Origin of the sequence: Serratia sp. FDAARGOS_506 (assembly GCF_003812745.1) — a bacterium.
In the GTDB taxonomy this organism is placed as follows: domain Bacteria; phylum Pseudomonadota; class Gammaproteobacteria; order Enterobacterales; family Enterobacteriaceae; genus Serratia.
In genome coordinates, this window is record NZ_CP033831.1 from 1,309,859 (window position 1) to 1,334,611 (window position 24,753).

Below are 24,753 nucleotides of genomic sequence, written 5' to 3' on the forward strand. Positions count from 1 at the left end.
TCAAGTGCGCTTAATGTGTCATCCGGCAATTAGGAGGGAGGAGAGAAAGTTTCAGGGGTGAATCAGGCGCAGGGGGATAAGAAATAGCAATGACGTTTCCCAGCGCCGAAGCGGCGACAGAAAGAGCGGAAAATAACATTATAATTATGATAAATAAGAATATAATTAATGAATAAACGAAGGGGGCAGACCGCCTGAAAAGTGCTTAACAGGCGTCTTTTATCACTATTAATTATAATCTTTGCCAATATTCACTTAGTGAATTATGCTGGTTTTTCAGTCAGCCATTGGCAAAAATTGGATTATCCTGCTGATGTTTTTTTGCTGTTCATCGCGTCTTCTTCCGCCTGACGAAGAATGGCTTTGGCCATCCATTGTGTGACGTCCTGGATATTATCGAGCTCCAGCCCCCAGATATCTTTCAACACCAGGAACACTTCCGAGCCGTAAATCAGCGAGAAAGCATAAATCACTCTCTGTAGAGAGTCCGGTGGCAGTTTGCCCTGTAGCGGTTCCACCGCCATCTTCAGCAGCCGCTTGCGGTTACCGCGCACCAGCTTCTCGCCTGGTTTATCGGTGTTGGACCGAGCCAGTGCCCACTGCTGCAACGAAAGCTGCAAGGCCGCTCGCAGCGCTCCCTCATGCTGTTCCATTTGCGGATAAGCAAAGCTGAGAAGCTGCAGTATCCGCGCTTCGGCGCTGTCGTCTTTCGGCTGCCACTCCAAAATGGGCCCCAGACTTTCAGCCACAACGGCGGTGATCAGATCGCTTTGCGTAGGGAAGTAGCGGTAAGCTGTCGCACGCGAGACTTGCGCATGTTGAGCCAACTCCGTTATCGAAGGAAAGGCACCGCCGTCGAACAATTCCATTGCGCTGTCAAGCAACAGCTTACGAGTTCTGGCCCGGGTATGAGTCAAGCGGGTAGATACGATTAATGGCACGGCAACCTCTTCTTTCTCTACGCCCGTCTAACATAGACCTGGCGAATAAAATCCACTGTAACAAACTTGTCAGCTATTACGCCATGCGGCGTGCGTCGAGCTCACTTTGCTTCACGTCGAAAATGAGACTTTCATCTCATTCGATGCGAATTAGACTTGCATAAATGATACTACCGTCTCATTATGATGAGGAATTCACCGACTACGCTCAGCACTCTTAGTCAACACCAGGGAATTCAATTTTACTAACGCATTAAAATATAAATTATAAATCAGCGTGTCGGCCATCTGAACCCTACGTCAGGAAGAGGCTAATGAACGACAATCAGGCAGTGATTTACGTTGCAACCACAGCGGATACCAAGGGACGGGAATTGGCTTATGTGCGCCGCCTGATCGCCGAAACCGGATTACCCACGCTGACCGTCGATCTTTCCACCCAACCGCTGGCCTCCGACAGCTACCGGGCCGATATCTCCGCCGCTACTGTCGCTCGCTACCATCCCGATGGCGAAAGCGCCGTTTTTTGTGGCGATCGCGGCAAAGCGATTGCCGCCATGGCACTGGCCTTCGAAAAATTCATGCTGTCGCGCCGCGATGTCGCAGCACTGCTCGGGCTGGGCGGCTCTGGCGGCACTGCGCTGATCACACCCGCCATGCAACAGCTGCCTATCGGTTTGCCTAAGTTGATGGTTTCCACCATGGCCTCCGGCGACGTTTCCGGGTATGTCGGAGCCAGCGATATCTGCATGATGTATTCCGTCACTGACGTTGCCGGGTTGAACCGCATCTCCCGCACCGTGCTGGGCAATGCCGCGCATCAGATCGCCGGCGCCGTTCGCTTCGCCGCTCAAGCAACGGTCGACAGCAAACCGGCCGTCGGCCTCACGATGTTCGGTGTGACCACCCCCTGTATTCAAGCCGCCACGGCAGCGCTCGAAGAGAGCCTGGATTGTCTGGTATTTCATGCTACCGGCAGCGGCGGCAGAGCGATGGAAAAGCTGATCGACAGCCATTTGCTGAACGGCGTGCTGGATCTGACCACGACCGAAGTTTGCGATTACCTGTTCGGCGGCGTACTGGCGTGCAGCGAGGATCGTTTTGGTGCTCTCGCACGCACCGGCGTTCCCTGCGTGATGTCCTGCGGCGCGCTGGATATGGTGAACTTTTCCCACCCGGACAGCGTTCCCGCCCGATACGCTCAGCGCCAGTTTTATCAACACAATGCCCAAGTCACGCTGATGCGTACTACGCCGGAAGAGAATGCGCTGATGGGCCGTTGGATCGGCGACAAGCTCAATGCTTGCGAAGGCGATGTACGTTTCCTGATACCCGAGGGTGGCGTTTCCGCACTGGATGCACCAGGGCAACCGTTTTGGAACCCAGAGGCATTGGCCGCCTTTATCGACGCGTTGGAAGCAACATTGCGCGTCACGGAAAAGCGCCGCCTGATCAAGACCCCTTATAACATCAACGATCCCCGTTTTGCCGACTTCGCCGTGCAACAGTTCAGGGAGATCGCTCATTTTTGATTGGAGCTAAACATGGCTAAAAATTCCCGTCAGGAACTACTGACTCAATTCAGAGAAATGATTGCCCGTGGCGAGCCGATTATCGGCGGCGGCGCCGGAACCGGCCTCTCAGCAAAATGTGAGGAAGCCGGCGGCATCGATCTGATCGTCATTTATAACTCGGGCCGCTACCGCATGGCGGGCAGAGGTTCTCTGGCGGGTTTACTGGCCTACGGCAATGCGAACGACATCGTTATGGATATGGCAAAAGAGGTGTTGCCGGTCGTCAAACACACGCCGGTTTTAGCCGGGGTCAATGGTACCGATCCGTTCTGTCAGTTCGATAAATTCCTTAATGACATCAAGGCGATCGGTTTTTCCGGCGTACAGAATTTCCCGACGGTGGGTTTGATCGACGGCAACTTCCGCGCCAATCTCGAAGAAACCGGAATGGGCTATGCGCTGGAAGTCGACATGATTCGCCTGGCGCATGAAAAGGATCTGCTGACCACGCCTTATGTGTTCAGCGCAGATGATGCCGTCGCGATGACGCAGGCCGGCGCCGACATCATCGTACCGCATATGGGGCTGACCACCGGCGGCAATATCGGTGCGGAAACGGCGCTGACGCTGGCGGGTTGCGTTCCCCTGATCAACGAGTGGGCTCAGGCCGCGAAACGCGTGCGCGAGGACGTGATCGTTCTGTGTCATGGCGGCCCTATCGCGACGCCGAAGGATGCGGCCTACATCATGCAACACTGCCCTTTAGTCGACGGATTCTACGGTGCCAGCTCCATGGAGCGCCTGCCCACCGAAGTGGCTTTGACGGAAACAACCCGACAATTCAAAAATATCAATAAGGGTTAACAGACTGTTTTACTCGCGCACAACACCAGGGAAAACCCGTTATTTAACGGGACGTGCAGTGAGGTAAGTAAAAGGGCCAGACAAATAGTCTGGCCCTTTTTTATTCCCCGCGAGCGAATATTACTGACCGGAGGACATCTGCTCCTTCATTTTATTCATATGGTCCATCATCTTTTGCTCACGTTTCTGATAATTCTCATTGTATTGTTTTTTCTGCTCAGGAGTCAGCAGGTTATACATTTTATTTTCCGCCTTGGCACGTTCCAGCATGCGTTCGGATTGCGCTTTGCCGATAGCGTCAATTTGCGCTTTCGCCTTCGCTTCATCAAAGCTGTCGGAAGCGACCAGATTATGCAGCGCCTGGCGTTCTTCTTTCATACCCGGCCCGCGCTTCTGGTGCGACTCTTTCATGATATCGCGCATCTGCTGGCGCTGCTGCTCGGTCAGATTCAGGCCGGCGAACGGGCCGCCTTTACCTTCACCCTTGTGATGCATCATTTTCATCGGTGCCGTATCCGCAGCCGAAGCAGCCGCCGTGTCGGCAGCGAACGCCGCGGAAGCAGAACCCAGAGCCAGCGTGGAAGCAATAAATAAAGCCGTCAATTTACGCATAATCATTTCCTTAAAAGTTTTTCTTCATCAGGAGCGCTGTACGTTAACAGGCTCATTCGTCGTCGGAGATAATAATAGGCTGATAAAATTCAAGTAATGCGAGGGTGTGTAAACTTTTTAAAACCCGTCTCGGATTTATTCACCAATTATGAGAAAACTATGAAGATGGCGTTTATTTGATGGAAATTTCAATTTCCCGGTAAAATCCCCCTCGGCGGAGTTATTTTTCAACCTCACCCTCACCGCTATAATTTACTCGCCCCCACGGCAACTTTGCATCAACCGTTTTTCGATAGCGAGAGAGGGCGGTACAAACTTCACACGACCCGATGTTCTCTTCCTACACTTTAAGACAACCGATCGCCGGGTGACGTTTACACCGCAAAACTAATCATTGCTTATATAATAGTTTCCATCACCGCCCCGCCTGTGAAAACCTGTTATATGATGCACAGACGCGCACGGCGACCACTTTCGGGCCATCAGGCTGCCCCGGGGCCTCGTGCAGACCGGCCGCCCGTGCTCTTTTGAGGAATCATCATGCCCGCAGACCAAGGCCCTGAGCTTCTTAACGCCCACTTCGGCACCCAAAGCCCCCACTGGCGGCTGGCGTTTGACAGCAATGCGCTGGAGCTGTCCGCCGTTAAAGGCAAAGCCCACGTCGCGGTAGCACTCAGCGCCATGGAAGCAGCGAAAATCCGCCGCCTGACCGGCGTCACCGCCAGCCTTGAACTGACCATTACGCTAGCCGGTGAACCACTGCATCTGCATCTGGTGGGGCGGCGCGTCAACCATCTCGAATGGGCAGGCACCGCCTCCGCCTTCAGCGACACCCAATCCGTGGCGCGCGATCTGGTACACGGCCTTTCCTTCGCCGAACAGGTAGTGTCCGAAGCCAACTCGGTGATCGTGATCGTCGATCAACATGGTCGTATCCAACGCTTCAACCGGCTGTGCGAGGAGTACACCGGGTTGCACGAACACGAAGTGATCGGCAAAAACGTTTTCCAGCTGTTTATGAGCCCGGAAGAGGCCGCCGCCTCGCGGCGCAACATCGCCGGCTTCTTCCGCAACGGTTCGTCCTATGAGGTGGAGCGCTGGGTAAAAACGGTCAAGGGAGAACGCCTGTTCCTGTTCCGCAACAAGTTCGTGCACAGCGGCAGCGGCAAGAACGAAGTCTTTCTAATCTGCTCCGGTACCGACATCACCGAAGAGCGCCGCGCGCAGGAGCGGCTTCGGGTACTGGCAAACACCGATCTCATCACCGGTCTGCCGAACCGCAACGCTATCCAGGACAAGATCAATCACGCCATCGCCACGCGCGGCGAAGAGAGTTTCGGCTTGGTCTACCTCGATCTCGACAACTTCAAGAAGGTCAACGACGCCTACGGCCATATGTTCGGCGATCGGCTGCTGGTCGAAGTTGCGTTGGCGATCCTCGGCTGCCTGAGCCCGGACCAAGTGCTCGCCCGCCTCGGCGGCGACGAATTCTTGGTGCTGGCGCCGCAAACCGATCGCGAGCGCCTGCAAACGCTGGCGCAACGGATCATCGATAGGCTGAAAACCCCTTTCCGCATCGGCCTGATTGAGGTGTATACCGGTTGCTCGATCGGCATCGCACTATGCCCGGAACACGGCAACGATCTCGACAGCCTGATCCGCAGCGCCGATACCGCCATGTACGTCGCCAAGGAGCACGGCAAACGCACCTATACCGTCTTCTCGCCGGAGATGAACAAACGCGTCGCCGAATACATGTGGCTGGACACCAATCTGCGCAAAGGGCTGGAACAAAATCAGCTGGTGCTGTATTACCAGCCTAAAATCGACACGCGCAGCGGTGAAGTGCACAGCGTGGAAGCGTTGGTGCGCTGGGATTCGCCGGAGCGCGGCCTGATCCCGCCGCTGCAGTTCATCTCCTACGCCGAGGAATCCGGCCTGATCGGCCCGCTGGGCCAATGGGTATTGCAGACCGCCGCCGGCCAGGCGGCGCAGTGGCAAGAGCAGGGGTTGAATCTGCGGGTGGCGGTCAACCTCTCCGCCCGGCAGCTGGCCGATGACAGCATCGTCAACGACCTGCTCGGGGTGCTGCGCCGTCACCGCATGGCCTCTTGCCTGCTGGACTTCGAGTTGACCGAAAGCAGCCTGATTGAAGACGAGAACCGCGCGCGGGCGCTGATCACCCGGCTACGCGAACTGGGCGCGCAGGTGCATCTCGACGACTTCGGCACCGGTTATTCGTCGCTGGCGCAGCTGGCGCGTATTCCGCTGGACGCCATCAAGCTGGATAAAAGCTTTGTACGCGGGGTGAATTTCAACCCGGTATCGCAATCGCTGGTGCGCGCGATCGTCGCGGCAGCGGAGGCGTTGGCGTTCCGGGTGATCGCAGAAGGGGTGGAGACCGAGAGCGAAAACCACTTCCTCGACGAGGTCGGCGTGGACGAAAAGCAGGGCTTTCTGTTTGCGCGGCCAATGCTCCCTGAACAGCTGGAGCATTGGCTGCAGTCCTACCGCCCGCACTCACCCTCCGCGTGAGGCGGGCGCGTTAACGTTAGCCGGCACGACGCAGGTTCAGGGTATGGCGATCCTGCAACATCACCAGCCGCTCGATGTAGGCGCGGTCTTTTTCCTCAATGGTAAAGGCCGAGTGCACCCAATCTTCGGTAATGTCCATCAGCTCGGAACGCGTCAGCTGCAACACGCGCTGACGCGCCCGCAGCATGGCGCGCATGCCGTTGAGCTTCGGCCGGATGGTATCGATGAAGGTGCGCGTCGCCATGTAGGCGTCGCCGGGTTGGAACAGCTGATCCACCAGCCCGCGGCTCTCGAACCACTCTGCGGTGTGCGACTCGCCGCCCCAAATCAGCTCCTCAGCCAAGCGCATGCCCGCCTTGCGCGCCACCAGCGAGTAACCGCCCATGCCGGGAAACAGATTGAACGCGATCTCCGGAAACCCCATGCGCGCGTTGTTCTGCGCCAACACGAAATGGTGCGCCAACGCCGCTTCAAAGCCGCCGCCCAGCGCGCTGCCTTCGACCATCGCAATGCTGACCGCGCCGGTGTCGAAACCGCGCGCCGCCGCATGTACGCAGTCGATACAGGCGCGCGCGTAGGCCATCATCGCCTCACGCTTGCGGTTTTTGATCGCGTCGGCGAAGAACTGCAGATCGCCGCCGACGTTGAACATGTTCGGCACCAGCGAGCCGGTAACCCAGAAATCGAACCGCAGCGAAGACTCCTTCGCCGCCTGCGCCAGCGTCATGATGTCTTCGATCAGCGCCTGGTTGAAGCAGGGGCGCGGCGCGGCGCGCAACAACATCCACATGATGTGCCGCCCTTCTTCATAGTAGGCGGAAAGCTGCGACAGATTGCCCGCTTCGGTAAACGGACGACAGGTGGGGTGATTAAGCAATTTCATAAGACCTTCCAGTTTTTCTGTTGATGACGGATGAGACCGTTCCAGCCCCTACGGCTGCAGCGGAGCGGCGAGCGGCAAAGCGCGACGCCACATCATGAGTAAACGCTTTCTCGTCGACGAAACAGATAAAAATTGGAGGTAGGGAAGTGAAAAAAACCGAGGCGCCACGGGGTTTTCATAGGAATTTTACCTATCGGGCCCTCCCCGGCATTTCATGCCGGGCGCTAACGCGCTAAGCTCGGAAAATGACCGTTGGCCGCCCCGGTGCTCAAAACGCTGCGAGGCTTTGGCTATAATCAACGCTGAAACATGCCGTTTAACGTTAAGGAAATCGTGAAGTAATGCCTACAGGACCAGACCAGGAACGCCGCCAGCCCGCACAAGACACGCCGCCGAAGCCGCTTATCGCCATCAAGACCGGCCATGAGACCCTCGACCGCCGCATCGGTGGTTTTTCACGTCTGATTGAACGTATCAAAGCCTGGCCGAGCGTGGCGCACCTGCTGCGCGCCGCTGAACGCTTTAACGACCGGCTGGGTAGCCAGTTCGGCGCCGCCATCACCTATTTTTCATTCCTCTCGCTGATCCCGATCCTGATGGTGTCGTTTGCCGCCGCCGGCTTCGTGCTGGCCTCCAACCCGGATCTGCTGGCCCGATTGATCAACCGCATCGTGGGCAGCATCAGCGATCCGACGCTGGCCAGCACGCTGAAGAACACCGTCAACACCGCCATTCAACAGCGCACCACCGTGGGATTGACCGGTCTGGCGCTGGCGCTCTATTCCGGCATCAGCTGGATGGGCAACCTGCGCGAGGCGATCCGCGCGCAGTCGCGCGATGTCTGGGAGCGTAATCCGCAAGATCAAGAGAAAATCTACTTCAAATACACCCGTGACTTCATCTCGCTGACCGGCCTGGTGGTGGCGCTCATCATTACGCTGTCGCTGACCTCGGTCGCCGGGTCGGCGCAGGCGGCGATCGTCAATGCGCTGGGGCTGGACGGCATCGAATGGCTGCGGCCGGCGCTGACGCTGATCGCGCTGTCGATCTCGATTTTCGCCAACTATCTGCTGTTCCTGTGGATTTTCTGGATGCTGCCGCGCCACAAACCGAAGAAAAAAGCGCTGCTGCGCGGCACCTTGCTCGCCGCCATCGGTTTTGAGGTCATCAAATTCGTAATGACGATGACGCTGCCGCAGGTGGCGAAGTCGCCTTCCGGCGCGGCTTTCGGTTCGGTGATCGGGCTGATGGCGTTCTTCTACTTTTTCGCCCGCTTGACGCTGTTTTGCGCCGCCTGGATCGCCACTGCCGACTACAAAGGCGATAAAGCGTTGCCGGAACGCGAGCCTCCGGCGCGCTGAAGCCATGCAATCGTGCCGGTGTTATTGCACATGCCGGCACTTTCTTCTGGATATCAATTAAAAAACCAGTCAATACGTCTAAATAACGCGGCACGCGATCCGAAAAAGCAGCATAACAAACTACTCCGTCACTTTTCTTTGCCTCTTTTACAGCCATTCCCTCTGCACGAGAGCCATTTCTCGACGTTTAACGCTACAGAAGAGAGGCCAGATAAAACATTAGTCTTTTTAACCGGTTAGCGAAGTCACTGCCCAAAGTTCCCGCGTTGAAAACGCCGGATGCTGTCACTAAGATGGATTTTTACCCCTTCCAACAATAAGAAATATTATGCAAGCCACCATCGCACCCCCACTCGACGCCGACGACGCGTCCACACCGGTGAACTCCCGCGGGAAAGTCATCGTCGCCTCGCTGGTCGGTACCGCCATCGAGTTCTTCGACTTCTACATCTACGCCACCGCCGCGGTGATCGTGTTCCCACATATCTTCTTTCCACAGGGCGACCCGACCACCGCAACGCTGCAGTCGCTGGCCACCTTCGCCGTCGCCTTTGTCGCGCGCCCTATCGGCTCCGCGCTGTTCGGCCACTTCGGCGATCGCGTGGGGCGCAAGGTCACGCTGGTCGCCTCGCTGCTGACCATGGGAATTTCCACCGTGCTGATCGGCCTGCTGCCGAGCTATGAAACCATCGGCATCTTCGCCCCTATCCTGCTGGCGCTGGCGCGCTTCGGGCAGGGCCTGGGGCTGGGTGGCGAATGGGGCGGCGCCGCCTTGCTCGCGACGGAGAACGCGCCGGCCAAAAAGCGCGCGCTGTACGGCTCCTTCCCCCAGTTGGGCGCGCCGATCGGCTTCTTCTTCGCCAACGGCACCTTCCTGCTGCTCTCCTGGTTGCTGAGCGACCAGCAGTTTATGGAATGGGGCTGGCGCGTGCCGTTCATCCTCTCCGCCGCGCTGGTGCTGATCGGCCTGTACGTTCGGGTATCGCTGCATGAAACGCCGGTGTTCGCCAAAGTGGCCAAGGCCGGCAAACAGGTGAAAGTGCCGCTCGGCACGCTGCTCAGCAAGCATCTGAAGGCGACCATCCTCGGCACCTTCATCATGCTGGCGACCTACACGCTGTTTTATCTGATGACGGTGTATTCGATGACCTACGGCACCACGCCGCAGCCGCTGGGCCTAGGCTACTCCCGCAACAGTTTCCTGTGGATGCTGATGGTAGCGGTGATCGGTTTCGGCGTGATGGTGCCGATCGCCGGCCTGCTGGCGGACGCGTTCGGCCGCCGCAAAACCATGATCGCCATTACCCTGCTGATGATCGGCTTCGCGTTCCTGTTCCCGACCCTGCTGGGTTCCGGCAACCAGGCGCTGGTGATGGGCTTCCTGCTGTGCGGTCTGAGCATCATGGGGCTGACCTTTGGCCCGATGGGCGCACTGCTGCCGGAGCTGTTCCCTACCGAAGTGCGCTATACCGGCGCATCGTTCTCCTACAACGTCGCATCTATCCTCGGGGCTTCCGTGGCGCCGTACATCGCCACCTGGCTGGCGGCCCACTACGGGCTGTTCTACGTCGGCATGTACCTGGCGGCGATGGCCGGGCTGACGCTGTTGGCCCTGCTGCTGATGAAAGAAACCCGCCACCAGTCGTTGTGATCCCCTACGGCCCCCTCACGGTGGGGGGCCGCACGCGTTGTTCGTTTCCTGTCATAAAACCGGGCTATGCTGGACGTTTCTCTCGGTAACAGGATTGGCCGATGTCTCTGCGTCGTGGGGTATTTGTCTGCGTTGCGCTGCTGGCGGCTATCGCCATCGCGCTCTATTACGGGTTGAAGCCCGACCATTCCGATGCGCTGTGGCGCATCGTCAGCCAGCAATGCCTGCCCAATCAACAGGCACATGACAATCCGGCGCCCTGCGCGCAGGTGGATGTGCCGGCCGGCTTCGTGGTGTTTAAAGATCGCAACGGGCCGCTGCAATATCTGCTGATGCCCAGCGCCAAAATCACCGGGATAGAAAGCCCGGCGGTGCTGGACGCCGCCACGCCGAATTTCTTCGCCCAAGCCTGGCGCGCGCGCCACGTGATGGCGGAACGCTATGGCAAACCGATCGACGACGGTGATATTTCACTGGCGATCAACTCAGAATATGGCCGCACGCAAAACCAGCTGCATATTCATATCTCCTGCCTGTTGCCGGCGGTAAAACAGCGGCTGGCGCAGATCGGCCCCGCTTTTATCGAGCAATGGCAACCGCTGCCCGGCGGCCTGTTGGGGCATGACTATCTGGGGCGGCGAGTGACCCCTGCCGAGCTGGAGCAACAGGGCGCCTTCCGCCTGCTGGCTTCCGGCCTGCCGCGCGCCGACGGGCGCATGGGCAGCTTCGGCCTGGCAATGACTGCGCTGCCGGACGGCGATTTCCTGCTGCTGGCGACCGAGCGCAGCCTGCTGCCGTTCACCCTGGCCTCGGCGGAAGAGATCCAGGATCACGACTGCCGGCTACTCTCGCCGCCGCCGCGCGCCTGATTATTTTTTGCCTTTCATCTCCCGCAGGATCTGCCCGCACTGATTTTCCTCGCCGCCCTCACTGGGCGAGACCAACGCCAGCAGCGCCGCCGCCGGCGTCAGCACCGCCCCCAACGCCACCGCCGCCGCGCCGCGCGCGATCAGCGGCCCGGCTTTGACGCCGGCGTCGGGGTGCTTGAAGGTGCCTTTCACGTACAGCGGCGAGCGCAGGGTCAGCACGCGCATCCCCTTGCTTTCCGGATCGATGGACAAATCCAGCCGTTCGGTGGCGAGGTTGGTGTTGCCGGTGATGTTGATCACCGCGTTCTCGGTATCGAACACGAACAGCCGCGGCGCGGCAACGCCGCTGCGGATGCCGACGTCCGCCGCCGCGCAGTTGATGCCTACCACGTCGTCGCCGAACAACTGCGCCACCAGATAGTTGCCGACGTTCAGGCCAAGGATCTCCATCAGACTACGGCTGATCACCCCGTTATTGATCAACAGACGCAGATCGCCGTTGCTGGTCGCCAGCAGTTCAGCCACCGAATTGCCGCTGCCCGTCAACCTGGCGTCGCCGTTCATTTGCCCCAGGCTGCGCTTCATCGCTTCTACGTTCGGCAACAGCTGTTTGAGCTGGAGTTTGCGCGCATGCATATCCACCTGGCCACGCATCGGCTTTTTGCTGCCATCGAGGCGCACAACGGCGTTCAGGCTGCCGCCCGCCATGCCGAAGCGCAGCGGATCCAAACGCAACTCGCCATTGTTCAGCTTCAAATGCGTGGCCAGATCGCTCAGCGGTAAATCGCTGCCGCGTTCGATGCGCGCGGCGGCAAACTTCACGTCCGCATCCATCTTGCGCCAGCTTTGCGTATCGAACTGTGCGACCGGCAGCACCTTATCCGCCGGCTGGCGGCTCTTCTCGCCGCGCCCGGCTTTGGCGGCGTTGGAATCCGCGCCGATCAACGGCGCCAGATCCGCCAACCTCAGTTGCCGGGAGTTCACCGCGCCGCTCAACGTCGGCCGCGGCTTGCCGGCAACGTATTTCAGGTCGCCATGAATGTCGCTGTCCCCGATTTTTCCGTCGAATTTCTGATATTCGAACACGGCGCCACCCGACTGATGCAGACGGGCGGTCAGATGGCCATCGGTCGCATATGGCGGCGTATTCGGCAACAGCACGCCGGTCAGCCCATAGAGATGACTCAGGCTTTCGCCGGAAAACTTCAGCTGCACGTCCAGGCCGCCGAGATTCAGCGGATCGGACAAGGTGCCCGCCACCACCACCCGAGTGCTGCCGGAGCGCACGTCGGCCTGCAGCGGGAACGGTAGATCGGCGCTCTGCAGTGACAGCATGCCACCAATCTTGCCGCTGCCGCTCAGCGGTTCGCCGTTATATTTACCCTTTACCTGCCAACCGAAAACATAGTCGGGGGTAGCGGCCTTGCCGCCGCTCTGTTTGCCGGTCACTTCACTGAACGGCAGCGGTTTGCCGAGCGGATCGACGACGGCGCGAAAATCCGCCTTCAGGGTGGCATCTTTAAAGGCGATTTGCCCCTTGTCGAACACGATGTCGTGAACGGTGAACGACCAGTCGGAAGGCGGTTGCTGCGGATCCTGACCAGCAGCCAGATCGAACGTCCAGTTGTTGTCGCCGTTGGCCAGGCGTTCCAACGACGCATTCGGCTGCTTGAGCCAGATGCGCGGGATCAGCAGTTCTTTCCTCAGCAGCGCCAGCGGTGCGATGCTGGCGTCGACGCGCTGCAGCGTTGCCATGTTGTCGCCGGGCATGTTTTTCGGGTTACCCAGCCACACGTCTTCGGCGTGAATATGCGGCCAGGGTACCCAGGCACGCCAGCCGCCCTCATCCGGGTTACGCGACCAGTCGACGCCCAGATCGCCGCGAATGGCGAACGGCCGCCGCAGCTCGGCCGACACTTTGTCGTTGATGGTGGGCTTGAGTCGATTCCAGTCGAAGGTAGCGATGAAGATCGCCATCGCGGCAATCGCCAGCAGCACAATGCCACCCAGCCAGCTGAAAACCTTTCCTGTTCTTGTCATAGGGCTCCCTCAGCACATAAACCGGGCTGCCGAATGAACGGAAAAGGAATGGGCAGCCCCGTTTAAGCCTAGCTGAGGATAGGCCGGAGTTCACGCCGGCGCGCCGGGCGCGGCGAACAGCGTCGGTACGCTGTGCAGGGTTTCGAAGCACGCCGGGCGGGAAAGATAGTAACCTTGCGCGGCCAACGCACCGGAACGCTGCACCAGCCGCCACTCCTGCTCGGTTTCAACGCCCTCGACGATCACGCCGTCGCTGTGCTGGTTCATCATCTTGATCAGGGTGCCGAGCAGCTGCACGCCCTCTTCCGACTGTTTGAGCAAGGTGAACAACTCGCGCGCCACCTTGATGTATTGATAGCGCCAGGCACCGACGGCGGAGAAGTTGGCCAGCCCGCTGCCAAAATCGTCCAGCCACAGCCGTTCGCCACCGACGATCTGCTGCAACGGGCTGTTTAACGCCGTTTCGGCGTGCTCCACCAGCTCGAAGCGCAGATAGGGCATCTCGGCGATCTGCCGTTGCAACTCGCTATGACGCTGCAACGCTTGCAGCGCGATGCCGTCGATATTGACCGACACCATCACCGCGTGGCGAATGAACAACGCCTGCCAGCGCTGCAACAGCGCCAGCTGTTCCTGGATCACCCGTAAACGCTGGGCGACGCCGAGCGAGGCAAAATAATGCTCCGGGGATTGCCGTTTGTCCGGCTCATTCGGGTGATATACCGCCGTCAGCAGTTCCACCGCCAGCAGCGCGCCGCTGGTGCGATAAATCGGCTGGAAGGTATACAAGCGCCGGCATTGCCGCCAGTAACGCCGCGATTTGGCGCAGGCATAGAGGGCAAAACAGGGCGCCAGCAGACCCGAGATCAGGTTGGTTATCATCGGTACTATCGCCGTGGCGGGGAAGTGAGAGCGCTGCCGCTGTTTCTTTACCCAGCTTATCGGCAGCGCCGTATAAAACTTTAAACACGAATTGCCGCACGCTTTCCCCTTCGCTCCGTTGGCATTGACCGATCGCGATCATAAAAAATTAAAACACTGTTTTAATTTATTGACTCCCTCACCGCCTTGCGTGGAGACTGACGGCTGTTGCTTCTTCTTTAGCCAGGGCTTATTGACGATGACTATCCGAAATCTCGCCGTGATCGGCGAATGCATGATCGAGCTGTCGCAGCAGGGCGCACAGCTGACGCGCGGCTTTGGCGGCGATACCCTCAACACCGCCGTCTACCTCGCCCGCCAAATGCCGGAACAGGCGCTGCAGGTGCATTACGTCACCGCACTCGGCACCGACAGTTTCAGCGGCGAGATGCTGCAGGCCTGGCGGCAGGAGAAGATCGAAATCGGGCTGATCCAACAGTTGGAAAACAAACTGCCTGGCCTGTACGTGATCGAAACCGACGCCGCCGGCGAACGCACCTTTTACTACTGGCGCAACGACGCCGCCGCCCGGTATTGGCTTGCAGGCCCCCAGGCCGACGCACTGTGCGCCCGGCTGGCGCAGTTCGACTACCTGTACCTCAGCGGCATTAGCCTGGCGATCCTCACGCCTGCCGACCGCACGAAGCTGCTGGCGCTGTTGCGCCGCTGCCGCGCCAACGGCGGCCAGGTTATCTTCGACAACAACTACCGCCCGCGCCTGTGGCAAAGCCGTGAGGAAACGCAGCAGGCCTACCGAGAGGTGCTGGCCTGCACCGACATCGCCTTCCTGACGCTGGATGACGAAGAGTTGCTGTGGGGCGCGCAGCCGGTTGCACAGGTGGTGGCACGCACGCAGGCGCTCGGCGTCGGCGAGATCGTTATCAAACGCGGCGCAGATGCCTGTCTGGTGTTCAGCGAGGAGGGAGAGTGGCTTGAGATACCGGCGATCGCGCTGCCGCCGGCACGGGTGGTGGATACCACTGCAGCGGGCGACTCTTTCAGCGCCGGTTACCTGGCGGTACGCCTGAACGGCGGCAGCGCCCAGCAGGCGGCGCAGCGCGGCCACCTGCTCGCCGCGACGGTGATCCAACATCGCGGCGCCATCATTCCCGCCGCGGCGATGCCCGCATAGCCAATAAGGCGGGCGGCGAGGCTACCCCGCCGCCGCGCAATGGATCCCGGAAGCATTGATGAGAGGATGATTGAAAGAATTTCCCTGGCGTTGGCTTATTTCTGCCCAGAGCTGCTAAGCTCGGGTCTTGGCATTGCCGCCTTTTTGGATTTATTAGCCGAGTATAAATTTCAATCCGCCGCACTGACTAGCTGGACTTTGGTGCAGGTCGGGCTGAGCTGCCGAACGACAGGGAGGTTACCGATGGCCGTCGCATTCGCCAACGCCGTCGCCGCAAGACTGCATCTTGACGGCCGGCTGCATGCCTTCAGCCAATTCAAATACGCTTATTTGACCTTCAACAAACACCATCCCGATCGCCATCTGCTGGTATCAAGCTACCCGCAAGAATGGCTGGACATCTACAGCGCCAATCACTATCAGCGCATCGACCCCGTCGTCCGCGCCGCCCATAACCGCTGCGCGCCCTTTATGTGGCACGATACCCCCCTCACCACCGAGGATCGGCATTACCGGAAGATCTTCAGCCAGGCGAGGGAGTACGACATCGTGCACGGCTGCAGCTTTGTTTTGCACGATCACGACAATAACCTGGCGATCTTGTCGATCAGCGCCACGGCGGCCGATGACGCCGAACTGCGGCAGCTGATGGAAGACGAGAGGGCCAGCCTGCAGATGGTATTGGTCGATACCCACCAGCACGCGCTGACCTTGGCCGGCGACGAGGCGAGCCGGACAAAGCGGCTCTCGCCGCGCGAAGGAGAAATTATCTATTGGGCCAGCCAGGGCAAAACCTACCATGAGATCGCGCTGATACTGGGGATCAAAACCGGCACGGTGAAGTTTCACATCGGCAATGCGGTGCGTAAGCTGGGGGTCGTGAACGCCAAGCACGCGATCCGGCGCTGCCTTGAACGGCAGCTGATCGCACCGCCGGAGGCATAAAAAAACCGGCTTCGCAGCCGGCTTTTTGTGCTTTATCTTGCGGAAAATCAACCTGCAACGGCGATGCGTTTCATGTCGGTCATGTAGCCACGCAGTTTGCGGCCGACGGTTTCGATAGGGTGGCTGCGCACCGCTTCGTTCACGTCGCGCAGCTGCGCGTTGTCCACCGCCGTACCCGCCACGGCTTTGCCCAAATCGCCCGCCTGCAGGGTGGTCATGAAATCCTTCAGCAGCGGCACCGCCGCATTGGCGAACAGGTAGTTGCCGTACTCTGCGGTATCGGAGATAACCACGTTCATTTCATACAGACGCTTGCGCGCAATGGTGTTGGCAATCAGCGGCAGCTCGTGCAGCGACTCGTAGTAAGCCGACTCTTCGATGATGCCGGCATCGACCATGGTTTCGAACGCCAGCTCAACGCCCGCTTTCACCATCGCCACCATCAGCACGCCGTGATCGAAGTACTCTTGCTCGCTGATTTTGCCTTCAAACTGCGGCGCATTCTCGAACGCGGTTTTGCCGGTCTCTTCGCGCCAGGTCAGCAATTTCACGTCGTCTTCCGCCCAGTCGGCCATCATGCCGCTGGAGAACGCGCCGGAGATGATGTCGTCCATGTGCTTCTGGAACAGCGGTGCCATGATGGTTTTCAGCTGTTCGGACAGCGCATAGGCACGCAGCTTGGCCGGGTTGGACAGGCGATCCATCATCAGCGTGATGCCGCCCTGCTTCAGCGCTTCAGTGATGGTTTCCCAGCCGAACTGAATCAGTTTCTCGGCGTAAGCCGGATCGGTGCCCTCAGCAACCAGCTTGTCGAAGCACAGCAGCGAACCCGCCTGCAGCATGCCACACAGAATGGTCTGCTCGCCCATCAGGTCGGATTTCACTTCGGCCACGAAGGAGGACTCCAGCACGCCGGCGCGGTGGCCGCCGGTGGCCGCCGCCCAGGCCTTGGCAATCGCCATGCCTTCGCCTTTCGGATCGTTTTCCGGGTGAACCGCAATCAGTGTCGGCACGCCGAAGCCGCGCTTGTACTCTTCACGCACTTCGGTGCCTGGGCATTTCGGCGCGACCATCACCACGGTGATGTCTTTACGCACCTGCTCACCCACTTCAACGATGTTGAAGCCGTGGGAGTAACCCAGTGCTGCGCCGTCTTTCATCAGCGGCTGCACCGCACGCACCACGGAAGAGTGCTGCTTGTCCGGCGTCAGGTTGACCACCAGATCCGCCTGCGGGATCAGGTCTTCGTAGGTGCCGACCTTAAAGCCGTTTTCGGTCGCCTTGCGCCAGGAAGCGCGCTTCTCGTCGATCGCTTCTTTGCGCAGGGCATAGGCGACATCCAGACCGGAATCGCGCATGTTCAGCCCCTGGTTCAGCCCCTGGGCGCCACAGCCGACAATCACCACTTTTTTACCTTTCAGGTAGCCGGCTTCGTCAGCAAATTCGTCGCGCGCCATAAAGCGGCATTTACCCAATTGCGCCAGCTGCTGACGCAGGTTCAATGTGTTGAAATAGTTAGCCATGGTGGTACTCCGGTTTGATGTTGTCTTGCATTGTTATTTTCATTCCCCGCCCTGTCTGTGCGGAGATTCGTTAAACTCAATGTATAACAGGAAATGCGTTGCTTAAATTGATATATTGAGAACGTGGTATTGCAATTTATGCAACACTCTCACTGCGAGCGTATCGATATGGATTTACGTGATTTAAAGCTGTTCCTGCACCTGGCCGAAAGCCATCACTTCGGGCGCACCGCCAAGGCGATGCACGTCAGTCCGTCGACGCTCTCCCGCCAGATACAGCGGCTGGAAGAGATCCTCGGGCAGCCGCTGTTCCTGCGCGACAACCGCACCGTGCAGTTGACCGACGCCGGCGAACAGCTGAAAGAATTCGCCCAGCAAACGCTGCTGCAATATCAGCAGCTGAAGCACTCGCTCGGCCAGCATGGCCCTTCGCTGAGCGGTGAACTGCGGCTGTTCTGCTCGGTGACCGCGGCGTACAGCCACCTGCCGCCAATCCTCGATCGCTTCCGCGCGCAGCACCCGCTGGTCGAGATTAAGCTGACCACCGGCGACGCCGCCGACGCGGTCGACAAGGTGCAGTCCAACGAGGCCGATCTCGGCATCGCCGGCCGGCCGGAAACGCTGCCCGCCAGCGTGGCGTTCACCAAAATCGGCGAAATCCCGCTGGTGCTGATCGCGCCGGCGCTGCCCTGTGCGGTGCGCAGCCAGGCGTTCGCCGACAGGCCCGACTGGGCCGAGATCCCCTTCATCTTGCCGGAGCACGGCCCTTCGCGAAAACGCATCGAGCTGTGGTTCCGCCGCCACCGCATCAGCAATCCGCTGATTTACGCCACCGTCGGCGGCCACGAAGCCATCGTGTCGATGGTCGCTTTGGGCTGCGGCATCGCGCTGATCCCGAGCGTGGTGGTGGACAACAGCCCGGAGCCGGTACGCAACCGCATCTCGCAGCTGGATAATATCTCGATGGTCGAACCGTTCGAGCTGGGGGTCTGCGTCCAGAAAAAGCGCCTCAGCGATCCGCTGATCGACGCCTTTTGGCGCCTGCTGCATCCCCGCTGACGCGAGATTTACAGATCCGCCGGATCGACCTGCTTCATCGCCTCTACCTGCATCAGCCAGTGGTAGAGCGGCTCAAGCTGCAAAAATGCCCCGGCCAGCAGCGGCACCAGATCGGCGCTGAACAGCTTTTCCACTTCGCTGTCGGTCACCATCACCGCAAACGACTTGCGGTTGTACCAGGTGGCGATCTCCGCCGCCTGTTCCTTCACCAGCGGGCGCTTGTAGCTCTCCCCCACCAGCTCGAACGGCGGCCGGCAACAGGCGGCCACCTCAAGGAAAGGCTGCGGCCGCTGCCTCAACGTATGGCGGAACAGATCCATGGTCGGCTTGTTGGCGCTGTAGTAGCCGAGCCCATAGCGCAACATGTCCGGCCCCAGTTCGAAAAAGTAGACCGGCGCGTCTTTCCAGTCTTTGCTCGGACGTTTGAACGTCAGCCACATGCGGCTACGGTAGCGCGATTTGTCATGAGAAAAGCGCGTGTCGCGATGAATGCGCGACAGCGTTTTGCCGATCGCCGGGCGAGTCTCGAACTGCGGATCGATCGCCAGCATGCCGGGGGCCAGTTGCTCCACCAGCGCGCGAAACGGCGCCAGCAGCTCGCGATCGTAGATATCGCGGTTGCCGTCGAACCACGCCTTATCGTTCTCGATCCGCACCTGCTGCAGGAAATTCAGGCCCTGCTGACTAAAGCCGGAGAAAGGTTGCGTCATAAGTTTTTCCGTTCTGACGGTTTATCGGGTGTTGCGCAGATCTTCCCTCTGCCAACGGCGTTTGATAAACACGCGCCGACGCGTGCGGAAATAAGCGACATACAGGTAGAACGCCGCCCGGTTGCTGAACAGCGCCCCGCCAACTGCGCCCCCCAGCAGCAGGGCGCCGGTGGCGATGCCGATCATGCCCGCCGCCCACGCCGCCGCGGCGCCGAGGCAACACAGACCGAGCATGCCAAGGTAATATTGCAGCAATACCACCCCGCTGTTTTTACCCTGCACCAGTTGGAACAGGATCAGCGTCATCCACACCGCCACGATCGCGCCGCTGCCCATGAGAACGGCGGCGGAGGTCTTGCCGCTCCAGGCGGCCGCCACGTCCGTGGCCAGGCCCATCACGCCCGCCAGCCCCAACGTCAGGCATACCATCAGCAACATAACGTTGCCGACGCCCGGCGGCGACAGCCGCTGCCCCGGCGTCAGGAAATGCTGCTCAAGCTGCGCATCCACGCCGGCGAAAAGTGCGCGATCGCGCGCCGCGATTTGGCGTTCCATCTCCCGGCCCTGCACGATCAGGCGTTTAATCATCCAGTCCGCCATTACCTCACCATCTGCGGCAATTTCTGCATAATGCCCACAAAATACTGCCCGGTGGTTTTCACATTCACCGGCGCAGACAGGGTGCCGCTGATGCCGCTGCCCACGAACGTCAATGAGTTATTGAGCGCCGAATGCAATTGTTGACGCAGCCCATTTTGGATCGCTTCCGTCGGATAGCGCTTCGGGTATAAGCCATTCTTCACCATCTCTTTCAAGACGTTATTGGAAATCCCCGGGTTTTCCGCCCGAATGATGTTTTCGGTCAGCCGCTTCCTTTCGCTGCGGGGCATGCTTTTCAGCCATTCCGTCGCCTTGCGCGCCGAAATGCGGCGCATGGCGCGGTAGGTCATCGTCGCTTCCTTCAGGGCGGCCCCCGCACTGGCCAGCGAGATCACATCGAGCACGGTACTGGTGGCGATATACCACTGCTCAGAGTCGAGCTGAGCCAATTCATCGCCTTTTCCGTCATAAAGCTTGTTGACGCGGTATAGCCCATTGCCGCACTGCAGCGCGCTGGCGGCCATGCCGGCATAGCCCAGATAAGCCACCGCGGAGCTGGTGCCGCCGGTAAACGGCACGGCGACGCTGCCCGACGCCAGTAAAAATACCGATACCAGCAGCGTTCCGCACGACAGCGCGGCCGAGGCCAACTCTTTGCTGACGCTGGGTTTGCTCAACGCTTCCGACAGCGTATTGGTCGCGGCAACGCGCGAGGTATGAGCCACCGTTTTGCTGATGACCACGTGGGTAACCTGCGAAGCGTTCGAATAACCGGTGTGCTGCGTCGGGCGGACTAAAAATGAGTTTTGCCCGTCGGAAAAAATAATGCCCACGCCATGAAAAGCGAGGCTGCAGTCCAGCGAGTCCTGCAAGGCTTGCAGATTAATATCGCGATAGAACTCTTGTACCCCGGCATTGCCCAACAGGCGGGCAAATTCGGCGTTGGTCAAGTCGTCTTCGGGAGAACCGAACGGCGTAGAAAAAGCGGTTTTCATTGTCGTGCATCCCTATACGTCAGAAGTCTTGGCAGTATAAAAATGCACGACAAAATCACAACCATGCAACCTATAAACTGACTAACGCGTCACGGTTGCTTATCAATCCGGCTCACCCCTGCAAAAAGAAGCGGAACGCCGGGTTGTCGGTTTCGTCGTGGCAATCGTAGCCCAGCGCCTGCAGGTGCCGCTCGAATTCCGGCTCGGACTGCGCCAGTTCGAAGGCCGCCAATACCCGGCCGAAGTCGGTGCCGTGACTGCGATAGTGGAACAGGGAAATGTTCCAGTGCGTACCCAGCGTCTGCAGGAACTTCAGCAGCGCGCCCGGCGACTCTGGAAACTCAAAGCTGTACAGCCGTTCGCGCAGCGGCTTCGACGGACGCCCGCCCACCATGTAGCGCACGTGCAGTTTGGCCATCTCGTCGTCTGACAGATCCACCACCTGATAGCCACCGGCGTTGAGCTCGTCGATGATCTCCCGCCGTTCGGCGTGGCCGCGCGTCAGGCGCACGCCGACAAAAATGCAGGCGTTGTCGGCATCGGCGTAGCGATAGTTGAATTCGGTCACCGAGCGGCCGCCCAGCAGTTGGCAGAACTTGAGGAAGCTGCCCTGCTGTTCCGGAATGGTTACCGCCAGCAGCGCTTCGCGCTGTTCGCCCAGTTCGCAACGCTCTGAAACGTAGCGCAACCCGTGGAAGTTGAGGTTGGCGCCGGACAGCACGTGCGCCAGACGTTCGCCTTGAATGTTGTGCTGCTGGACGTACTTTTTCAGCCCTGCCAGCGCCAGCGCGCCGGAAGGTTCGGCAATGGCACGCACGTCCTCGAACAGATCTTTGACCGCCGCGCAGATGGCGTCGCTGTCTACGGTGATCACGTCGTCCAGATATTCACGGCACAGGCGGAAGGTTTCGTCGCCGATACGCTTCACCGCCACGCCTTCGGCGAACAGCCCGACGCGCGCCAGATCCACCGGATGGCCGGCATCCAGCGCCGCGCGCAGGCAGGCGGAGTCTTCCGCTTCGACGCCGATCACTTTGATCTGCGGCATCAGCTGTTTGATCAGCACCGCCACCCCGGCGGCCAGGCCGCCGCCGCCGACCGGCACGAAAACCCGATCCAGATGCGCGTCTTGCTGCAGCAGCTCCATCGCCAGCGTGCCCTGCCCGGCAATCACCGTCGGATGATCGAACGGCGGCACGAAGGTCATACCCTGCTGCTGGGAAAGCTCGATCGCCTTCGCTTTGGCCTCGTCGAAATTGGCGCCGTGCAGCAACACCTCTCCGCCGAAGCCGCGCACCGCATCGACCTTGATGTCCGCGGTGGAGACCGGCATCACGATCAGCGTTTTGATGCCCAGCCGCTTACCGGAGAAGGCGACGCCCTGCGCATGGTTGCCGGCCGAAGCCGTCACGACGCCGCGCGCCTTTTGCTCTTCGCCCAACCCGGCGATCATCGCATAGGCCCCGCGCAACTTGAAGCTGTGCACCGGCTGGCGATCTTCGCGCTTCACCAAAATGGTGTTGCCGAGGCGCGAAGAGATTTTGCTCATGGCTTGCAACGGGGTGACCTGCGCCACCTCGTAGACCGGCGAGCGTAGTACCGCTCGCAGATATTCCGCGCCGCAGGGGGCGCTGGGTAGGGGTTGAGAGACCGCCATGTCGTTATCCCCCCAGTTTGCTCTTGTCGCGCACCGCGCCTTTGTCGGCGCTGGTGGCCAACGAGGCGTAGGCGCGCAGCGCGAAGGATACCTGACGTTCACGGTTTTTCGGCGTCCAGGCCGCGTCGCCGCGCGCCAGCTCTGCCTCATGCCGCGCCGCCAGCTCCTGCTCGCTGACATCCAGCTGGATGCCGCGATGAGGAATGTCGATCGCGATCATGTCGCCGTCCTGCACCAGGGCGATCAGGCCGCCGTTGGCCGCTTCCGGCGAGGCGTGGCCGATGGACAACCCGGAGGTGCCGCCGGAGAAACGCCCGTCGGTGATCAGCGCACACGCCTTGCCCAGCCCCATCGACTTCAGGTAGGTGGTCGGATAGAGCATCTCCTGCATGCCCGGCCCGCCTTTCGGCCCTTCGTAACGGATAACGACCACGTCGCCCGCCACCACTTTGCCGCCGAGGATCGCTTCTACCGCATCATCCTGGCTTTCGTACACTTTGGCCGGGCCACGGAAGGTGAGGATTTCCTTGTCTACGCCGGCGGTTTTGACAATACAGCCGTTTTCCGCCAGGTTGCCGTACAGCACCGCCAACCCGCCGTCCTGACTGTAGGCGTGCTCACGGGTGCGGATGCAGCCTTCTTTGCGGTCGGTGTCCAGCGAATCCCAGCGGCAGTCCTGAGAAAATGCCTGCGTGGTGCGGATACCGGCCGGCCCGGCGGAGTACATTTTCTTGACGCTTTCGTCGCGGGTCAGCATCACGTCGTAGGCTTCCAGCGTCTGCGGCAGGGTCAACCCCAGCACGTTGTTCACCTCGCGGTTCAGCAAGCCGGCGCGATCCAGCTCGCCGAGGATGCCGATGACGCCGCCGGCGCGGTGCACGTCTTCCATATGGTATTTCTGCGTGCTCGGCGCCACCTTGCACAGGTGCGGCACCTGGCGCGACAGGCGATCGATGTCCTCCATGGTGAAGTCCACCTCGCCTTCCTGCGCCGAAGCCAGCAGGTGCAGCACGGTGTTGGTCGAGCCGCCCATGGCGATGTCCAGCGTCATGGCGTTCTCAAACGCCGCCTTGTTGGCGATATTGCGCGGCAGCGCGCTCTCGTCATCCTGCTCGTAATAGCGTTTGGTCAGCTCAACGATGCGCTTGCCGGCGTTGAGGAACAGCGCTTTGCGATCGGCGTGGGTGGCCAGCAGCGAGCCATTGCCCGGCTGCGACAGGCCCAGCGCTTCGGTCAGGCAGTTCATCGAGTTGGCGGTGAACATGCCGGAGCAGGAACCGCAGGTCGGGCAGGCGGAACGCTCGATCTGCTCGCTGTCGGCGTCGCTGACGTTCGGGTTCGCCCCCTGGATCATCGCATCCACCAGATCCAGCTTGATGATCTGGTTGGAGAGTTTGGTCTTGCCGGCTTCCATCGGGCCGCCGGAGACGAAGATCACCGGGATATTCAGGCGCAACGCCGCCATCAGCATACCCGGGGTGATCTTGTCGCAGTTGGAGATGCACACCATCGCGTCGGCGCAGTGGGCATTCACCATGTATTCGACCGAGTCGGCGATCAGCTCGCGCGACGGCAGGGAATAGAGCATGCCGCCGTGGCCCATGGCGATGCCGTCATCCACCGCGATGGTGTTGAATTCTTTGGCCACGCCGCCGGAAGCTTCGATCTGTTCGGCGACCAGTTTGCCCAGATCGCGCAGATGCACGTGGCCCGGCACGAACTGGGTAAAGGAGTTGACCACGGCGATGATCGGCTTGCCGAAATCGGCGTCGGTCATCCCGGTCGCGCGCCACAATGCGCGGGCACCCGCCATATTGCGGCCGTGGGTAGTGGTGGCGGAACGGTACTTAGGCATGCTCTTTTCACTCCAAATGTATTTATGACAGGCGGCGAACGAACCGCCTGGATATTCTTATCTTGTCTGTCTTGTCATCCGCCACG

20 protein-coding genes are annotated in these 24,753 nt (G+C 59.9%); 9 read left to right on the forward strand and 11 right to left on the reverse strand.

Going from position 1 to position 24,753, the window contains the following annotated elements; all coding sequences use genetic code 11:
- Nucleotides 1-302: 302 nt before the first annotated feature.
- The gene (locus EGY12_RS06485) at nt 303-869 is read right to left on the reverse strand and encodes a TetR/AcrR family transcriptional regulator (protein ID WP_171555245.1); all 567 of its coding nucleotides are present in this window, start codon (nt 867-869) and stop codon (nt 303-305) included.
- 386 nt (nt 870-1,255) lie between these two features.
- On the opposite strand from EGY12_RS06485, the gene EGY12_RS06490 reads away from it, so the two are divergent.
- Together EGY12_RS06490 and EGY12_RS06495 are read left to right on the forward strand one after the other, a co-directional pair.
- Nucleotides 1,256-2,473 (forward strand): Tm-1-like ATP-binding domain-containing protein, encoded by a 1,218-nt coding sequence (locus EGY12_RS06490; protein ID WP_123892931.1) that lies wholly within the window; start codon nt 1,256-1,258, stop codon nt 2,471-2,473.
- A gap of 12 nt (nt 2,474-2,485) precedes the next feature.
- Nucleotides 2,486-3,319, forward strand: coding sequence for a phosphoenolpyruvate hydrolase family protein (locus EGY12_RS06495; RefSeq protein ID WP_049198307.1), 834 nt, complete (start codon nt 2,486-2,488; stop codon nt 3,317-3,319).
- 120 nt (nt 3,320-3,439) lie between these two features.
- On the opposite strand, the gene spy is transcribed toward EGY12_RS06495, so the two are convergent.
- Nucleotides 3,440-3,931, reverse strand: coding sequence for an ATP-independent periplasmic protein-refolding chaperone Spy (gene spy, locus EGY12_RS06500; RefSeq protein WP_123892932.1), 492 nt, complete (start codon nt 3,929-3,931; stop codon nt 3,440-3,442).
- A 540-nt stretch (nt 3,932-4,471) separates the two neighbouring features.
- Here spy and pdeR point away from each other — a divergent pair.
- On the forward strand, nt 4,472-6,466 hold the full coding sequence (gene pdeR, locus EGY12_RS06505; protein ID WP_123892933.1) for a cyclic di-GMP phosphodiesterase: 1,995 nt from the start codon (nt 4,472-4,474) through the stop codon (nt 6,464-6,466).
- Between the two features lie 16 nt (nt 6,467-6,482).
- Here pdeR and EGY12_RS06510 read toward each other — a convergent pair whose 3' ends face one another.
- The gene (locus tag EGY12_RS06510) at nt 6,483-7,349 is read right to left on the reverse strand and encodes a crotonase/enoyl-CoA hydratase family protein (RefSeq protein WP_033636400.1); all 867 of its coding nucleotides are present in this window, start codon (nt 7,347-7,349) and stop codon (nt 6,483-6,485) included.
- 341 nt (nt 7,350-7,690) lie between these two features.
- Here EGY12_RS06510 and yhjD point away from each other — a divergent pair, with 341 nt between their 5' ends.
- The 3 genes from yhjD (at nt 7,691) to EGY12_RS06525 (ending at nt 11,230) form a co-directional block, all read left to right on the forward strand.
- Entirely contained in the window at nt 7,691-8,710 is a 1,020-nt protein-coding gene (gene yhjD / locus EGY12_RS06515; protein WP_049198311.1) for an inner membrane protein YhjD, read from the forward strand.
- Between the two features lie 328 nt (nt 8,711-9,038).
- Complete coding sequence (locus EGY12_RS06520; protein WP_038874673.1) at nt 9,039-10,361, forward strand: MFS transporter; 1,323 nt, start codon at nt 9,039-9,041, stop codon at nt 10,359-10,361.
- Nucleotides 10,362-10,462: 101 nt separating this feature from the next.
- Nucleotides 10,463-11,230, forward strand: a complete 768-nt coding sequence (locus EGY12_RS06525) for a CDP-diacylglycerol diphosphatase (RefSeq protein ID WP_123892934.1) — start codon at nt 10,463-10,465, stop codon at nt 11,228-11,230.
- Here EGY12_RS06525 and EGY12_RS06530 read toward each other — a convergent pair whose 3' ends face one another.
- Entirely contained in the window at nt 11,231-13,270 is a 2,040-nt protein-coding gene (locus tag EGY12_RS06530) for an AsmA family protein (RefSeq protein WP_123892935.1), read from the reverse strand.
- A 90-nt stretch (nt 13,271-13,360) separates the two neighbouring features.
- Nucleotides 13,361-14,152 (reverse strand): cyclic-guanylate-specific phosphodiesterase, encoded by a 792-nt coding sequence (gene pdeH / locus EGY12_RS06535; protein WP_123892936.1) that lies wholly within the window; start codon nt 14,150-14,152, stop codon nt 13,361-13,363.
- Between the two features lie 238 nt (nt 14,153-14,390).
- Between pdeH and EGY12_RS06540 the strand changes: the two genes are divergently transcribed.
- Both EGY12_RS06540 and EGY12_RS06545 read left to right on the forward strand, forming a co-directional pair.
- Nucleotides 14,391-15,323 (forward strand): sugar kinase, encoded by a 933-nt coding sequence (locus tag EGY12_RS06540; RefSeq protein ID WP_123892937.1) that lies wholly within the window; start codon nt 14,391-14,393, stop codon nt 15,321-15,323.
- A gap of 243 nt (nt 15,324-15,566) precedes the next feature.
- Entirely contained in the window at nt 15,567-16,268 is a 702-nt protein-coding gene (locus tag EGY12_RS06545; protein WP_123892938.1) for a LuxR family transcriptional regulator, read from the forward strand.
- A 47-nt stretch (nt 16,269-16,315) separates the two neighbouring features.
- On the opposite strand, the gene ilvC is transcribed toward EGY12_RS06545, so the two are convergent.
- The gene (gene ilvC / locus EGY12_RS06550; protein ID WP_033636408.1) at nt 16,316-17,791 is read right to left on the reverse strand and encodes a ketol-acid reductoisomerase; all 1,476 of its coding nucleotides are present in this window, start codon (nt 17,789-17,791) and stop codon (nt 16,316-16,318) included.
- A gap of 168 nt (nt 17,792-17,959) precedes the next feature.
- Between ilvC and ilvY the strand changes: the two genes are divergently transcribed.
- Nucleotides 17,960-18,850 (forward strand): HTH-type transcriptional activator IlvY, encoded by an 891-nt coding sequence (gene ilvY / locus EGY12_RS06555; protein ID WP_033636409.1) that lies wholly within the window; start codon nt 17,960-17,962, stop codon nt 18,848-18,850.
- An 8-nt stretch (nt 18,851-18,858) separates the two neighbouring features.
- Here the strand turns inward: ilvY and EGY12_RS06560 are convergent, their stop codons facing one another.
- The 5 genes from EGY12_RS06560 to ilvD form a co-directional block, all read right to left on the reverse strand.
- Nucleotides 18,859-19,560, reverse strand: a complete 702-nt coding sequence (locus EGY12_RS06560; protein WP_123892939.1) for a DUF2461 domain-containing protein — start codon at nt 19,558-19,560, stop codon at nt 18,859-18,861.
- A gap of 21 nt (nt 19,561-19,581) precedes the next feature.
- Nucleotides 19,582-20,160 (reverse strand): hypothetical protein, encoded by a 579-nt coding sequence (locus EGY12_RS06565; RefSeq protein WP_123892940.1) that lies wholly within the window; start codon nt 20,158-20,160, stop codon nt 19,582-19,584.
- A complete protein-coding gene (locus tag EGY12_RS06570) occupies nt 20,160-21,155 on the reverse strand; it encodes a hypothetical protein (protein WP_016930472.1) in 996 nt (331 codons plus the stop codon). Before EGY12_RS06570 ends, EGY12_RS06565 begins: the two co-directional genes overlap by 1 nt.
- Before the next feature lie 112 nt (nt 21,156-21,267).
- Complete coding sequence (gene ilvA / locus EGY12_RS06575; RefSeq protein WP_123892941.1) at nt 21,268-22,812, reverse strand: threonine ammonia-lyase, biosynthetic; 1,545 nt, start codon at nt 22,810-22,812, stop codon at nt 21,268-21,270.
- A 4-nt stretch (nt 22,813-22,816) separates the two neighbouring features.
- Complete coding sequence (gene ilvD, locus EGY12_RS06580) at nt 22,817-24,667, reverse strand: dihydroxy-acid dehydratase (RefSeq protein ID WP_123892942.1); 1,851 nt, start codon at nt 24,665-24,667, stop codon at nt 22,817-22,819.
- Between the last annotated feature and the right edge of the window lie 86 nt (nt 24,668-24,753).